This is a genomic window from Paenibacillus sp. CF384, from assembly GCF_900106745.1.
In the GTDB taxonomy this organism is placed as follows: Bacteria; Bacillota; Bacilli; order Paenibacillales; family Paenibacillaceae; genus Paenibacillus_Z.
This window is the reverse complement of the sequence record NZ_FNNV01000017.1, coordinates 127519-142440: the sequence shown is the minus strand read 5'-3', so window position 1 is coordinate 142440 and position 14922 is coordinate 127519. Positions and strand designations below refer to the sequence as shown.

Sequence of the window (14922 nt, the reverse complement as noted above, 5' to 3'; positions counted from 1 at the left end):
CTAGATGGGAGCGAATGCAGCGAAACGAGCTGATGTAGCGAACCAGGAAGTCTAGATGGGAGCAAATTCAGCGAAATGAGCAGAAGAAGCGAACCAGGAGGTCTACAGGCGAGCAGACTCGCGGCCCGCGTAAGGGAGCTAGGTGTTATTTTTACAAAAATATTGCAATAATGGGCCATAACATGGCCGGGAACGTCAATAGACAATTTGAAATGTTCTGTGAGATAATCGACTACTAGATGATACTCAGTCTGACGTAAGGAGCTTGTGGAATGGAATACCTAGTATTGCTTGCAGAAATCATGCTGGTCAATCTCGTACTTAGCGGCGACAATGCGGTTGTTATCGCGCTTGCGAGCCGTAATTTGCCTGTGCATAACCGGAAGAAAGCGGTTTGGTGGGGGGCGATGGCTGCCGTTGGGCTGCGGATTATTTTGACTGCAGTTGCCGTATATTTGCTCAAAATCCCGTTCATCCAAGTGGCCGGCGCATTGCTGTTGTTCTGGGTAGCGGTACAGCTGCTTAAGGATGACGGTGACAGCAAGGACATCCAGGGAGCGCAATCCCTCGTGAAAGCGATCCGGATCATCGTGACAGCCGACTTTATTATGAGCTTGGACAATGTACTGGCAATTGCCGCCATTGCCAACAATAATATTTGGCTAATGTCGCTTGGGGTCGCGCTTAGTATCCCAATCATCGTATGGGGCAGCCAGTTGATCATGTCGCTGCTGCATAAATTCCCGATTTTTATCTTCCTAGGTGCCGGCATTCTGGGCTATACGGCCGGTGAAATGCTGGAAGAGAGCGAAACCGTGAAATCGGGGCTGCACAAGATTTCCGAGTATGCGGACGATATCTTCCCGTTCATCTGCGGACTGCTTGTCATCGCCATTGGCTATCTGCTGCAGAAGCGTGGACGGGGTTCCGAAGTACAGGGAGCCTAAGGGAGCCTAACATCTATCTTTTTGAATTAGAACAAAAGGCGAGCCGCAAGGGATTCAGAATCCCAAGCAGCCCGCCTTTTCTATTACTTCCGCGATTTCCGCTTCAACAAGACTACCCCGTTCGCCTCAAGCTCAAGCTGTGCAGACCCATCCAACGGAGCTCCGCTCTCAAGATCCTCGTAAGCATGTCCATCCAGCGCAACTCTTTGCACTACACCGCTGAAGTTCATCACGAAAATATAATCATGCTCCCCATCGGAACGCAGCTGCGCAGTCACGCCATCCGGCAGCTCCGTGTCCAGCGTGCGACTGACGCCGATCTCTTCCACAATACGGGCGTAGAAATCACGCAGAAAATCTCCCTTGAGCCGCGTCGCCATATGATAAGCCCGACCTGCGCCAAGTCGATTGACGGTCAGCGCCGGCTGCCCCGCATAGAAGTCACTCTCATATACGCCGAGCACTTCCGCACCTTCTGCATGAATGATCTCACAGATTTCATGCGACTCGTAGGTTCCGCTGAGCCCGAGTCGATTGCCCTCGGATAAAATCAACCCATTGCGGTCATGGTCATACAACCCTTCGATTTCCTCCGCCCAGATACCAAGCGTCTTGCGCAGCGGCCCCGGGAATCCGCCGAGATGGCAGAGATCGGTTGCGCCGACTATGCCCGACCAGTAGGTTGTGACGAGCGTACCGCCGTTCTCCACAAACTTCTCCAGGCGGCGGCCTGTCTCTTCGGTGCACAGGTACAGCATCGGAGCGACAATAAGGTTGTAGCCGGACCAGTCCTCCTCGGAACCGACCACATCAACGGGAACACCGAGATCCCAGAAGGCTTTATGATGCGCAATGACCGTTTCCTCATAACGCAGTCCAATGTTCCGGGGTCCCTGCGAGTCTTTGATCGCCCACCGATTGTCCCAATCGAAGAGCAGCGCTGTTTGCGAAGGCGTCCCGCTGCCCAGCACCTCCGTCAAGCCCGATAACGTCTTTCCAAGCGAAGCAACATCCCGGAATACGCGTGTATGCTCCGTTCCGTCATGATCGACGACAGCGCCGTGAAACTTCTCGCTGGAGCCGCGGCTTTTGCGCCACTGGAAGTACTGTACGGAATCCGAGCCATGCGCCACCGCTTGCAGGGAAGAAAGGCGGTGCATACCCGGACGCTTCAGCTTGCTGACCGGCTGCCAGTTCGTTAAGCTCGGCGTGCTTTCCATAAGCAGAAAAGGCTTCCGCTTCAAGGAACGGTACAAATCGTGATAGAAGGCAAAAAATGCCGCCAATCCACTGTCATCGGAGGCTGAATGCCAGGTCGGATAGGCATCCCACGAAATGACATCGATTTCTCGGGCCAGCTTGCGGTAATCCAACCCTTCGATCATATGCATATTGGTCGTAATCGGAAGCTGTGGATTGAACGGTCGAACCGAAGCAACCTCATGTCTGCAGAAGTCCGCCGTTTGATCGCTGACAAAACGACGCCAGTCCAGATTATGGGCATGAACCAGAAATTCTCCATGGAAAGCCGGAGACTCGATCTGCTCCCAATTCGTATAGGTATGCGCCCAGAACGTCGTCCACCACGCAGCGTTCAACACATCAAGGGTGCCATACTTGGCTTTGAGCCACTCGCGAAAAGCATGCTGGCAGTAATCGCAATGACACTCGCCGCTAAATTCATTCGAAATATGCCAGCCCAGAACAGCGGGGTGATTGCCATATCGCTCGGCAAGCTTCCTATTCATAATTGCGGTCTTCTCGCGGTAAACAGGCGATGTAAAGCAGTGGTTATGGCGCATGCCGAACAGGTTGCGTACACGGTTGGCTTCTACGCGAAGCACTTCCGGATATTGCTGTGCCATCCATGCCGGGCGCGCTCCGCTTGGTGTAGCAAGCCAAGCGAAGATGCCATTGGCAGCGAACGTATCCAGCAGCCGGTCCATCCATTCGAAAGTGAATACGCCTTCCTCAGGCTCCAGTGCAGCCCATGCGAAGATTCCTACGGCCATCGTATTGCAGCCTGCGAGCTTCATCAACCGAATATCTTCGGCCAGCACCTCCGGATACTGCTGCCACTGGTCCGGATTGTAGTCGGCGCCATGCATGAAAGCCGGGAGCTTGTCACTGATCGGGGGAAACTTTTGCAGCTTCATTGTCATCGTATGAAACCCTCCTGAACATTATCGTACAATTCTCGCATTGCGATTATTGGTTTGCGGTCTGTATTGACTCCATATTAGAATATTAATAACTAATTCGCATCGAACGAAATGAATAATAAATCGGACAATTTGAACATAAAAGGAGAAGGACAGCATGCTCCCGTTTGTACTGGCAGAATTGCCTCAACGTCATAAACCTCTGCCGCTGTCTATTTATTGCATTGGCAGCCATGAGCAGAAGCATTTGATAAGACCCGAGGGGTTTCCCACACATCAGCTGTTTCTGACTCGGCAAGGGACTGGTCAATTCGTCATCAATAGAGGTGAACATATCGTGCTCAAGCCTGGAAGCGCATTGCTGCTGAAGGAGCATGTGAGCCATGAATATTATCCGGCTATCGCCGATGGCCAGTGGGAGCTTGGTTTTGTTGCGTTTCGAGGTGCAGCGGCAGAAACGATGCTGGATATGATCATGGGATCATCCGAAGCAGCAACAGCGGTGGCTGAGCAGAACAAGCACTATCTTTTCGAACCGAATAACTTCAATGAACTGTGGGAGAAGCTCGAGCTGCTGTGGCATATGATCAGCGTGAGTGGTGAAGACGGCTATTGGGAGGCCTCACTTGGCGCCTATGATTTGCTATTGACTGCTATTCGGGGTCATAACGGGATGGAGCTGAAGCAATCCGTTACGCCGGGAGGCGACGGTAATGCCGCGTTGAAGGCAGGTGTTCAGCTCATGCATGACCATTATAATGAACGTTTGCTTCTAGCTAATGTGGCCCGAGCGTCCGGTTACTCCGTGCAGCATTTTCACAGGTTATTCGTAAGCAGCTATGGGATGACACCGAATCAATATATGAATCGCATCCGAATGAAGCGGGCGGTTCAGCTCTTGGAGGAGCTTGGCGGTGCGAGCGGCAGTGTCGAGAAGGTAGCCATGCAGCTTGGGATGGAGACGAGTTATTTTATCCGATTGTTCAAGAAAACGTACGGAACGACTCCTAAACAATGGAAAACCATTTAATTTGTTTAAAAAATTGACGAAATTGTGTACTCGCCGTTAAAATAAGGATTAGCACTTTGGCACTTTTCCGAGTCAAAGCAGATATGCGTTAACGGGGTACTAGACAAACATTGATGAAAAGGGGTAATAATGGTGAAGAAAAAGATGATTGCTTCTCTCCTAATCTCAGCGGCTGCACTTGTGGCGGTAACTGGCTGCGGGGCCAAAAATGACAACACGTCAGGTTCCGGCAACAATGCGGACTCCAAAACGTATTCAATCGCGATCTCGCAGTATGTCGAGCATCCGTCGCTTGATGCAACACGCGAAGGTTTCCTGGCTGCACTTAAAGATGCCGGTATTACAGAAGGCGACAACCTGAAGGTTGATATGAATAACGCGCAAGCGGATGCCAGCAATAATCTATCTATCGCACAGAAGATTGCTTCCAAGGATTATGATCTCATTCTAGGTATCGCAACACCGTCGGCGCTTGCTGTCGTGCAAGAAGAGAAAGAAAATCCCGTATTGTTCGCGGCGGTAACAGACCCGCTGGCAGCGAAGATCGTCAGCAACCTGGATAAGCCGGGCGGCAACGTTTCCGGTGCATCGGATACGAACCCTGCAGCGATTACGCAGCTGATGGAATTTATCGCAAGCAAATTCACGAACGTTAAGACAGTAGGTATGGTCATTAACGAAGGCGAGCCGAATGCGGTTATCATGGCTGACCTGGCTGAGAAAGCTCTTGGCGAGCACAACATCAAACTGCTTAAAGCACCTGTAACGGCAACTTCCGAAGTAAGCCAAGCGGCTGAATCGCTGGTTGGTCGTGCGGATGCCCTTTACATCGCACTGGATAACACGGTTGTAAGCAGTGTTGACTCTATCATTAAAGTAGCTAACGATAACAAAATCCCGTTCTTCTCGAGCGATCGTGATACAGTTGAGAAGGGTGCTTTTGCAACAGTAGGCTTCAAATACTATGACCACGGCTACCAAGTCGGTCAAATGGCTGTTGAAATCTTGAAGGACGGCAAGAAACCGGCTGACATGAAAGTGACTGTGCCGGAGAAGCTGGATCTTATCCTTAACCTGAAAGCCGCTGAAGCGCAAGGCATCACGGTATCAGACGAGATGAAGAGCGAAGTGAAAGATCAAGACAACAACATCATTAAGTAGGGCAAAATCGGAGTGGGCGGTTCCTGTCGCTCGCTCCTTTTTTATTTTATTAAGGAGGCTATTACGATGCTAGGATCAATGATCGGAGCGGTAGAGCTGGGTCTGCTGTATGCATTAATGGCGATCGGCGTCTACATCACGTTCCGCATACTCGATTTTCCCGATTTGACTGTTGACGGCAGTTACACGACAGGCGGCGCTGTTGCGGCGATCATGATTACGCATGGCTATGAGCCGTGGATTTCAACCATCTGTGCATTTATCTGCGGGTTGGCAGCAGGTGCGATTACGGGCCTTCTTCATACAAAAGGCAAAATCAATGGACTTCTCGCCGGTATTCTCATGATGATCGCGCTCTACTCCATTAATCTGCGGATTATGGGTAAGCCGAATATTTCGCTTGTGAATACAGACACGTTGTTCTCCGCAATTTCAGATAATAGCTGGGTGTACATCCCGGTTCTTGCTGTCCTTGTGCTGTTCGTTAAGTTGCTGCTGGATGGGTTTCTTCACACGGATGTGGGCCTTGCGCTTCGTGCAACCGGTGATAATGCCCGCATGATTCGCAGCCTCGGTGCCAACACGGATACGACCAAAATCATCGGCGTAAGTCTATCGAACGGACTTGTTGCGCTATCCGGTGCGTTAATCGCTCAGGAGTCGGGTTTTGCGGATATGTCCATGGGGGTCGGCACGATCGTACTGGGACTTGCTTCGGTTATTATCGGGGAGGCGATCTTCGGCTTCCGCACCGTGTTTCAAGCCACATTGGCAGCCGTTCTCGGCTCCATCGTGTACCGGATTATCTACGCGCTTGCGCTGCGCGTTGAGTTCTTCGATGCCTCTGATTTGAAAATGATTACGGCGCTAATCGTAGTCGCTGCGCTGGTCATCCCGACCGTTCGGCGCTCGATGAAGCAGAAGGCTTTGGCCCGTAAACGAACCCAGGAGCTGCTCGTTGCGGCTGCGGCTGGCAGTAAGGGAGGTCGAGCTTAACATGCTGGAAATTGCACAAGTATCTAAGTTATTTAATCCCGGAACGCCGGATGAGAAAATCGCACTGATGAACATTCAGCTGAAGCTGAATCCCGGCGATTTCGTCACGGTAATTGGCAGCAACGGCGCGGGTAAATCGACGCTGATGAATATCATATCCGGTGTCATGAAGCCGGATATCGGCGAGGTTCTCATCGACGGCAAAGCGATTCACCATCTGCCGGAGCATGAGCGCAGCCGCTGGATCGGGCGCGTCTTCCAAGACCCGATGGCAGGTACCGCTCCGACGATGTCGATCGAGGAGAACTTGTCGATGGCCTATATGCGCGGCAAGAAGCGGGGGCTCAGCTGGGGATCGAGCAAGGCGAAGCGCAAGCTGTTCCACGAGCAGCTACAGCGCTTGGGCATTCGCCTCGAGGAACGGATGAGCGCGAAGGTCGGTCTGCTGTCCGGCGGCGAGCGCCAGGCGCTCAGCCTGCTGATGGCGACGTTCACGAAGCCGCAAATTTTGCTGCTGGATGAACATACGGCAGCGCTAGATCCGGCGCGCGCGGAGCTCATCACGGTGCTAACCGAAGAGATCGTCCGCGAGATGAAGCTGACGACGCTCATGGTCACGCACAACATGGAGCAGGCGATTCGCCTCGGCAATCGCTTGATCATGATGGACAAGGGTCGCATCATTCTGGACATTCCGGAATCACGCAAACGCGACCTGACGGTCCCGCAGCTGCTCGGCGAATTCGAGCAGATCAGCGGCCGCCAGCTGGCGGACGATCGGATCGTCCTAGGATAGAGAAAAAGTCGAGAACAGGCTGGGCGGTGCAGCTTGGTCTCGACTTTTTTTGTTGTGGTGCGAGGCGCGGCACTCGTGCGGGGAAGCCGATAAAAAGTGCCTGTATCCGAAGAAAAGCGGCATTCCGTACGTGATCTCCACCGCCATAAGCGGTATATCCGTTATAAGTGTGGAAAACAACCCGAAAGTGGCAAGTTAAGCGGCTATTTCTCTTACAGCACACGCAACCGCACTTGAGTAACCTTTCTCGGATGATCTCCACCGCCATAAGCGGTATATCCGCTGAAAGTGTGGAAAACAGCTTCAAATTGCAAGTTAAGCGGCTATTTCTCTTACAGTACACATAACCGCACTTGAGTAACCTCACTCGGATGATCTCTACCGCCATAAGCGGTATATCCGCTAAAAGTGTGGAAAACAACCCCAAAGTGGCAAGTTAAGCGGCTATTTCTCTTACAGCACACGCAACCGCACTTGAGTAACCTCTCTCGCATGATCTCCACCGCCATAAGCGGTATATCCGCTAAAAGTGTGGAAAACGGCCCGAAAGTGGCAAGTTAAGCGGCTATTTCTCTTACAGCACACGCAACCGCACTTGAGTAACCTCTCTCGCATGATCTCTACCGCCATAAGCGGTATATACGCTAAAAGTGTGGAAAACAACCCCAAAGTGGCAAGTTAAGCGGCTATTTCTCTTACAGCACACGCAACCATTTGAGTAACCTCTCTCGGATGATTGTCTTCGCCGAGAATGAGGCTAAGAGTTGCAAAAAGTGACTATCATCGGTGAAATCTCCGCCAAAAGAAGCCGAGAGTCGTAAAACCCGCCTCTCAGCATCGCAAACCTCAAGATCCCGCTCGCGCCGGAGCGTGAGAGTCGCAAAACGCGACTCTCGCCGGCGAAACCGCCGCAAAAAGAAGCTGAGCGTCGCGAAACCCGACTCTCAGCATCGAAACACCCATGATCCCGCTCTCACCGGCGAAACCGCCGCAAAAAGAAGCTGAGAGTCGTAAAACCCAACTCTCAGCATCTCAAACCCCAAGATCCCGCTCGCGCCGGAGCGTGAGAGTCGCAAAACGCGACTCTCGCCGGCGAAACCGCCGCAAAAAGAAGCTGAGAGTCGTAAAACCGGCCTCTCAGCTTCAAAACGCCAGCGCCGAGCTAGGGGCGTCCGCCCCCGCACCTTGCGGCAAGCTCCCCCATCGCCCGCGCCGCGCCAAGCGCCACCATCGCTCGCGCCCTGCACCTCGCGGCAAGCGCAGCCATCGCTCACGCCTCGCGCGAGCTACTCCCCAAGCTGCTTCGCCAGCCATTCCTTCACCGTGTCGAATACGTCATCGCGGTCGAGCTCGTTGTGGAGCTCGTGCTTGAGACTGGGCCACTCGATGAAGGTGCATGGCGCACCGGCAGAGTCGGCGAACTGCCGACTAGCTTTAATAGAAGTTACTTTGTCGCTCCCACCATGCATGAGCAGCAGCGGCAAGCGCCACTCGGCAGCATGTTTTAAAGCCCACACCCCGGCAGTTTGCACGCTGAGGAAGAAGCGAGCGGTGATGGAGCCATGGCCAAGCGGATCCTCTTGGTACCGTTTGATCATAATCGGATCAGAAGTCAAATGGTCGCCGTTCATAGGTCTATTATTCGAATAAGACGGAAATAGGCGATTCACCACCCGCGCGATCATGACTTGGACCGGGGGCGGGTTGAAGGCCAGCATTAGCCATGGCCCTGTGACGATAACCCCGTTAACCTCCGGTTTCCGCCGGAGCGAGTAGTTCAGCGTAACGTTGCCGCCCATGCTATGCCCGTATAGGAAAACCGGCGTATCCGGAAAGCTCTCTTTGGCCGCAATCAGCATCGAATCGACGCCGTCCAGCAGTGCATCATACGTAGGCGTGTGCCCGCGTTTGCCCTCGTTCTTCCCATGTCCTACCTGATCGAAGCCGTAGACTGCATACCCGGCTGCCGTAAACATTTCAGCAACATGCTCATAACGCCCGATATGCTCACCCATTCCGTGGATGAGGCATATTACGGCTCGAACGAGCTGCCGATCCTCGGGCATCCATTCACAAGCATAACGAACGGTACCATCTTCGCACTGCAGCTGAAAACTACGCTCAATCATCATTCTGCCTCCCGTAGGCGCTCATTCCGCCAGATGCGATTTTTCCGAATTGTTCTCTACATTGCTAATTCAAACTTTACCATAGTAGAACCGTGAAAATAAATGTGAACGCGAATCCCCCAAATTTTAGACTGGAAAGAAAGCAGGAGATACGGCATTATAGAGAGAAGTTCAAGAGGGAAGCAAGTTTATTCTAATAAACCTTATGGTGTTCGATCAGGAAAGGTGGACGTATGCGTAAAACGAAAGTAGGTATCATTGGCTGTGGCGCAATCAGCAGCATTTATCTGGAGAACTGCACAGGCAGCTTCAGCGGTGTTCTTGAAGTTGTAGCCATCGCGGATCTGTTCGTAGAGTCAGCGCAGAAGCGTGCAGAAGAGTTCAACATTCCCAAGGCGTGCTCGGTTGAAGAACTGCTGGCCATGCCCGAGGTCGAAATCGTCATTAACTTAACATCCCCGACTGTTCATACGGAAGTAAACTTGCAAATCCTGCATGCCGGTAAGCATGTATATGCCGAAAAGCCGTTCGCGTTAACGCGTGAAGATGCCGACCGTGTCCTAGACCTGGCTCGTGAAAAAGGGCTCCGTGTCGGAATCGCGCCGGATACATTCCTTGGTGCAGGGCTTCAAACCGCTCGCAAGCTGATCGAAGATGGCTGGATCGGTACGCCTTATGCGGCAAGCGGCTTAATCATTATGGGTAACGCTTACGAAGCGATGCATCCGCAATTCCACAACTACCTGCAAACCGGCTGGGATCCGCTTTTTGATATGGCGCCATACTACTTGACGGCGTTTGTTAATTTGCTTGGACCGGTTCGCAAAGTGTCCGGCTCCGTAGGCAATGTGAACCGCGAGTTTACGGTGACGAATCCGAAATCGCCTCGTTTTGGCGAGACGGTGCCGGTTACAGCGCCTATGCATGTTTCGGCCTTGCTGGAGTTTGATAACGGGGTATCCGCAACGCTGCAAGTCGGCAAAGAGAGCTTCGGCTACACGCCGCGCCTGGAGATTTACGGTACGGAAGGCAACCTGGTCGTAAACGATCCGAACATGTTTGATGGGGCGATTACGCTGCAGCAAGCAAACGGTACGGTGAAAGAGTTCCCGTATTCCCACGGTTTCTCGAAGAACAGCCGTGGCATCGGCGTAGCCGACATGGCGTATGCGATTCAATCCGGCAGAGCACATCGTGCAAGCGGAGAGCTGTCCCGTCACGTGCTGGATATTACAATTGGGATACTCGACAGCGCGGAGAGTGGCAAACATATTGCGGTTACAGCACCATGCGAAGTTCCGGCACCACTGCCACTTGGCTTAAAATATAACCAACTAGACGCATAGCACATTTGAAATAAGATGGGGGTCTTCATATCATGAGTGATAAGATTCGAGTTGGACTGATCGGATACGGTTTTGCTGGCCGTATCTTTCATGCGCCGTTTGTAGATGCTGTTGAAGGGTTGGAGCTGGCTGCCGTTGTGGAGCGCAGAACCGCCCATTCGAAGGAGAAATACCCTGGTGTGAACGTCGTCAACGATGTCCGTTATTTGTATGAGGATCCGAGCATCGACCTCATTATCGTTACGACGCCTAGCACGGATCATTACGCATTCGTCAAAGAAGCGCTGCTCGCCGGCAAGCATGTGGTTGTCGAGAAGCCGTTCACACCGACTTCCGCTGAAGCGGATGAGCTTATTGCTCTGGCCAAAGAGCAAGGCAAAGTGCTGAGCGTCTATCATAACCGCAGATATGACGGCGATTACTTGACCATTCAAGAACTGCTTCGTCAAGGGATGATCGGCGAAGTGAGAGACTGCACCTTCTCGTGGGACGGCTTCGATCCCGTCATGAATTCCACGAACTGGCGTGAAGGAGCGCAGCCGGGCACGGGTGTTTTCTACGATCTCGGCGTTCATTTCTTCGACCAGGCGCTTACGCTCTTCGGCATACCTGATGCGATTAGCGGCGATGTACGTGTGCAGCGAGAAGGAGCAGAGGCTCATGATTTCTTTGATGTGACGCTGTTCTATGGCAATCAGCAGAAAGTGCGAGTGAAGTCTTCGAAGTTTGTGCGTGAAGCCAGCCCGCGTTATGTATTGCATGGCACGGAAGGCTCTTTCGTCAAATACGGAACCGATCCACAGGAGGCTGCATTGATTGGTGGCGCGATGCCGAACGATCGCGGATTTGGTGTTGAACCGAGAGAAAAATGGGGAAAGCTCAATTCTTCGATCGGGAGCATGCATTTTGAAGGTGTTGTTGAAACGTTTCACTCGTCTTACAAGGGATATTATGACAATATTTACAAACATATCATCGGACAAGCCGAACTGAATGTGAAGCCGGAAGAAGCGAGAAATGCGATCCGTTTGATCGAGCTTGCGCTTCAAAGCAGCGAGGAAGGCAGAACGCTGCCGGTTAAACTGTAGGTTGACATTCTCGTCCGCAAAATAGGAGGAACGAAGCTATGTTTCCATTCCAAGCGTCCTTGAACGCTTCGACATTATTTCCTTTTAAGCTGAATGTGCTGGAGCAGATCACAATTGCTGCCGAAGCGGGTTATGAGGGTATCGAGCTGTGGGTATCGGATATTGAAGCTTTTCTGGCAAGCGGCGGTACTGCTGAGCAAATCAGAGCGTGCCTGAGCGAGAATAACGTTGTATTCGCTAACGCGATTGCTTTCTTCAAGTGGGCGGATGCGGATGCAGCTGTTCGCGCGGAAGGTTTTGCCCAAGCGGCGCGCGAGCTGCGCATGCTGGCTGAGCTGGGCTGCCGCGCTGCGGCTGCGCCTCCTTTTGGCGATGTGGCGAGTGTTTCGCTCAGCGATATGGGACAGTATTATGCAGAACTGACGGCGCTTGGCCGCGAGATCGGCATTGACGTCTATTTGGAGTTCTGGGGTAGGGCGAGCAAGCTGTCGACTGTGAACGAAGCGAAGGAAGTCGTTCTTGCTTCCGGTATCGAGCAAGCACAGGTACTGCTGGACCCGTTCCATATGTACACTGGCGGCAGTAGTGTCGAGGACTTGAAGCAGCTGAGAGGCAGTCAGATTGGGATCGTGCATGCTAATGACTACCCGGCTTCTCCCTCAAGAGAAGTCATTACGGATGCCGAGCGGGTGTTCCCCGGTGAAGGCGTTGCTCCACTGAAAGAAATTGCCGAAGTGTTGTACGCTTCCGGCTACCGTGGTTTTCTATCGGTGGAATTGTTCATCGAGGACTTCGGAGACCTTACTGCACTTGAAGTAGCGAGCAAAGGGATTACGACATTGAAGCAAGCTTTTCAGGTGGAAGGTTAAAACTTGAGTTACGTTATAGGGCTGGGCATTCGGATCAAATCCGGTGCGCAGCCCTTTTCCAATATCTTCTTTACAGCTGCCTGCTCCCAGACCTATAATCGACTCGATAGCGCCTAAATTCATTGGTTTGAGGAGATGCTGGAATGAAGCTGTCCGTATGTTTGGATGCTCTGTATAACGGGAAGGATTTTTTTGCGAGTTTGGAGGAAGTCCGCGCCATTGGGTATGACACCGTTGAGTTCTGGTCGTGGTGGGATAAAGATGTGGAACGTCTTGCACAACTTGCAAGCGATTACAACATGACGATTGCGTCGATGTGTGTGAAATCGGCGAACTTGGTTGATGAATCATTGCGAGAGGCTTATCTGGAAGGACTGAGAGAGTCCATTGCCGCTGCCAAGCAGCTGAACTGCCGGACGTTGATTTTGACGGTTGGTCAGGAATTAGCCGATGTATCGCGCGAGGTGCAGCAGCAATCCATCATTGACGGGCTTCGTGCGAGCGCGCCGCTGGTGGAGGAAGCAGGCATTACGATTGTACTGGAACCGCTAAACACGCTTGTTGATCATAAAGGCTATTATTTATCGTCATCGGAACAAGCTTTTGATATTATTCGTCAGGTTGGAAGCACGAACGTGAAGCTGGTCTTCGATATCTATCATCAGCAAATTATGGAGGGCAATCTGCTTGCGAACATCCTTCCGAATTTGGAGCTGATTGGCCACTTCCATGCAGCGGGCAATCCGGGTCGTCATGAGCTGAGCTCGGGAGAGCTGCATTACGGAAGGATTTTTGACGCCATTGATGCGGCTGGTTACGAGGGCTATATGGGGCTGGAATATTTCCCGATTGCTGCGCCGGAGGTTGGGCTCAAGGAACTGCTTGCTGAAGTGAGTGTTTAGGATGGAATGGGAGCAGGTGTAAGAGCAAGGGCAAGAACAAGGGCAAGGGCAAGGGCAAGGGCAAGAGCAAGAGCAAGAGCAAGAGCAAGAAAGTAGCAGGAGTAGAGCAGTAGCAACAAAAGCAGCAGCAGTTCTGCAGCTTAGGATAGAGTGTTGTGCATGAAAGACAATGGGAGGAGCATGAATGATGAAGTTGACGGATGAGCAGCTTGCGTTCTTTGACACCTATGGCTTTATTAAGTTTGCCGGACTCTTGAAGGCGGAGAACAGTTGGATTACGGAGGAATTCGAAGCGGTTTTTCCGATGCTCGAGGAGAAACATGACGGCTCTAAGCGTACGATGATCGTTCCGTTCGCTGACCAGCGCGAGCGGCTGTGCTCGTTGATCGATGACCCGCGAATTGCCGGTATCGCGAAATCGCTGCTGGGTGAGGATTTCAATTACATGGGCAGTGACGGGAACTATTACACCGGCGACACGCCTTGGCACCGGGATGGAGAGAACCGCGCGCGTCGGCATATTAAGATGGCGCTGTACCTCGATGAGCTGGACGGTTCAAGCGGTGCGCTTCGCGTGATGCCAGGCACGCATCGGTTGGATGACCAGTACGGTCAGGATGCGGCCAAAATTTGCCGGTCCATTGGCAAGCTTGCCATTCATGGCGCAGACCTGCCTGCGCAAATACTCGATGTCGTTCCAGGCGATGTGCTGGTTTTCGACCACAATCTGTTTCACGCTTCCTTCGGAGGAAGCGCTCAGCGCAGAATGTTCACCTTGAACTTGTGCCAGCGTTTCAAGGATGAAGAGATCGACGAGCTGCGCAGTTACATCCTGATGCACGGCCATTTCCGCCGCGACCACTATTATGGTCAAGCGATGCTGAGCAGCGCCACAGAAGAGCGCCGCGTCCACTTGGAGCAAGTCGATTCCGTCTGCGGCGACTATGCTGAGCGGACCGAGCATCTCCCGCGCCTGCCGATGCGGATCGGAATGCCCTAATAGGTTAAGCCCCACTGGGGAACGGTTTTCCGTTCTCTGGTGGGGTGTTTTTTTTGAGGGGAGAGAGCGGAGCTCTCGGCGAAAGATGGGGGTACCGGAGGATCTACATTAGAGCTAGTTTAGCGAATGTGTTGCTCAGAGAGCCACACTTTACTCATTTCAGTCAAGTTTCGGGGAAAGTGTAGCTCTGCGGGCTACACTTTGCTCGATTTAGCGGAGTTTCGAAGGAAGTGTAGCTCTGGGAGCTACTCTTTACTAGATGAAGCGGAATGAGCGAAAGAAGCGAACGAGGGAGTCTACATGGGAGCGAATTCGGCGGAATGAGCGAAAGAAGCGAACGAGGGAGTCTGCATGGGAGCGAATTTGGCAGAATGAGCGAAAGAAGCGAACGAGGGAGTCTACATGGTAGCGAATTTGGCGGAATGAGCGAAAGAAGCGAACGAGGGAGTCTACATGGGAGCGAATTCGGCGGAATGAGCGAAAGAAGCGAACGAGG

At 52.4% G+C, this 14922-nt stretch carries 12 protein-coding genes; 10 read left to right on the top strand and 2 right to left on the bottom strand.

The annotated features are described in order from the left end of the window. Window positions 1-272: 272 nt before the first annotated feature. Window positions 273-947 (top strand): TerC family protein, encoded by a 675-nt coding sequence (locus tag BLW29_RS24115; RefSeq protein WP_090984415.1) that lies wholly within the window; start codon window positions 273-275, stop codon window positions 945-947. An 83-nt stretch (window positions 948-1030) separates the two neighbouring features. On the opposite strand, the gene BLW29_RS24110 is transcribed toward BLW29_RS24115, so the two are convergent. Further along, window positions 1031-3109 (bottom strand): beta-galactosidase, encoded by a 2079-nt coding sequence (locus tag BLW29_RS24110; protein ID WP_090984414.1) that lies wholly within the window; start codon window positions 3107-3109, stop codon window positions 1031-1033. Between the two features lie 157 nt (window positions 3110-3266). Between BLW29_RS24110 and BLW29_RS24105 the strand changes: the two genes are divergently transcribed. The 4 genes from BLW29_RS24105 (at window position 3267) to BLW29_RS24090 (ending at window position 7092) form a co-directional block, all read left to right on the top strand. Beyond that, window positions 3267-4139 carry an AraC family transcriptional regulator gene (locus tag BLW29_RS24105; protein ID WP_090984412.1) on the top strand — a complete coding sequence of 291 codons (873 nt, stop codon included), beginning with the start codon at window positions 3267-3269 and terminating at the stop codon, window positions 4137-4139. Between the two features lie 129 nt (window positions 4140-4268). Beyond that, entirely contained in the window at window positions 4269-5300 is a 1032-nt protein-coding gene (locus BLW29_RS24100) for an ABC transporter substrate-binding protein (protein ID WP_090984410.1), read from the top strand. Window positions 5301-5366: 66 nt separating this feature from the next. After that, complete coding sequence (locus BLW29_RS24095) at window positions 5367-6296, top strand: ABC transporter permease (RefSeq protein WP_090984408.1); 930 nt, start codon at window positions 5367-5369, stop codon at window positions 6294-6296. 1 nt (window position 6297) lies between these two features. After that, a complete protein-coding gene (locus BLW29_RS24090; RefSeq protein WP_090984406.1) occupies window positions 6298-7092 on the top strand; it encodes an ABC transporter ATP-binding protein in 795 nt (264 codons plus the stop codon). A gap of 1286 nt (window positions 7093-8378) precedes the next feature. Here the strand turns inward: BLW29_RS24090 and BLW29_RS24085 are convergent. Further along, the gene (locus tag BLW29_RS24085; protein ID WP_256208857.1) at window positions 8379-9224 is read right to left on the bottom strand and encodes an alpha/beta hydrolase; all 846 of its coding nucleotides are present in this window, start codon (window positions 9222-9224) and stop codon (window positions 8379-8381) included. Window positions 9225-9454: 230 nt separating this feature from the next. Between BLW29_RS24085 and BLW29_RS24080 the strand changes: the two genes are divergently transcribed. The 5 genes from BLW29_RS24080 to BLW29_RS24060 all read left to right on the top strand — a co-directional run bounded on the left by BLW29_RS24080 (window position 9455) and on the right by BLW29_RS24060 (window position 14426). After that, a complete protein-coding gene (locus tag BLW29_RS24080) occupies window positions 9455-10567 on the top strand; it encodes a Gfo/Idh/MocA family protein (protein ID WP_090984402.1) in 1113 nt (370 codons plus the stop codon). Window positions 10568-10599: 32 nt separating this feature from the next. After that, a complete protein-coding gene (locus tag BLW29_RS24075; protein WP_090984400.1) occupies window positions 10600-11655 on the top strand; it encodes an oxidoreductase in 1056 nt (351 codons plus the stop codon). 38 nt (window positions 11656-11693) lie between these two features. Continuing rightward, window positions 11694-12524 (top strand): sugar phosphate isomerase/epimerase family protein, encoded by an 831-nt coding sequence (locus tag BLW29_RS24070; protein WP_090984398.1) that lies wholly within the window; start codon window positions 11694-11696, stop codon window positions 12522-12524. Window positions 12525-12667: 143 nt separating this feature from the next. Beyond that, window positions 12668-13426: a hydroxypyruvate isomerase family protein gene (locus tag BLW29_RS24065; protein ID WP_090984397.1), complete on the top strand. Its 759-nt coding sequence runs from the start codon at window positions 12668-12670 to the stop codon at window positions 13424-13426. 184 nt (window positions 13427-13610) lie between these two features. Continuing rightward, window positions 13611-14426 (top strand): phytanoyl-CoA dioxygenase family protein, encoded by an 816-nt coding sequence (locus tag BLW29_RS24060; protein ID WP_090984395.1) that lies wholly within the window; start codon window positions 13611-13613, stop codon window positions 14424-14426. The last annotated feature ends 496 nt before the right edge of the window (window positions 14427-14922 follow it).

Coding starts and splice junctions, on each gene's coding strand:
- BLW29_RS24115 (WP_090984415.1), top strand. CDS start 273: ATGGAATACCTAGTATTGCTTGCAGAAATCATGCTGGTCAATCTCGTA.
- BLW29_RS24110 (WP_090984414.1), bottom strand. CDS start 3,109: ATGACAATGAAGCTGCAAAAGTTTCCCCCGATCAGTGACAAGCTCCCG.
- BLW29_RS24105 (WP_090984412.1), top strand. CDS start 3,267: ATGCTCCCGTTTGTACTGGCAGAATTGCCTCAACGTCATAAACCTCTG.
- BLW29_RS24100 (WP_090984410.1), top strand. CDS start 4,269: ATGGTGAAGAAAAAGATGATTGCTTCTCTCCTAATCTCAGCGGCTGCA.
- BLW29_RS24095 (WP_090984408.1), top strand. CDS start 5,367: ATGCTAGGATCAATGATCGGAGCGGTAGAGCTGGGTCTGCTGTATGCA.
- BLW29_RS24090 (WP_090984406.1), top strand. CDS start 6,298: ATGCTGGAAATTGCACAAGTATCTAAGTTATTTAATCCCGGAACGCCG.
- BLW29_RS24085 (WP_256208857.1), bottom strand. CDS start 9,224: ATGATGATTGAGCGTAGTTTTCAGCTGCAGTGCGAAGATGGTACCGTT.
- BLW29_RS24080 (WP_090984402.1), top strand. CDS start 9,455: ATGCGTAAAACGAAAGTAGGTATCATTGGCTGTGGCGCAATCAGCAGC.
- BLW29_RS24075 (WP_090984400.1), top strand. CDS start 10,600: ATGAGTGATAAGATTCGAGTTGGACTGATCGGATACGGTTTTGCTGGC.
- BLW29_RS24070 (WP_090984398.1), top strand. CDS start 11,694: ATGTTTCCATTCCAAGCGTCCTTGAACGCTTCGACATTATTTCCTTTT.
- BLW29_RS24065 (WP_090984397.1), top strand. CDS start 12,668: ATGAAGCTGTCCGTATGTTTGGATGCTCTGTATAACGGGAAGGATTTT.
- BLW29_RS24060 (WP_090984395.1), top strand. CDS start 13,611: ATGATGAAGTTGACGGATGAGCAGCTTGCGTTCTTTGACACCTATGGC.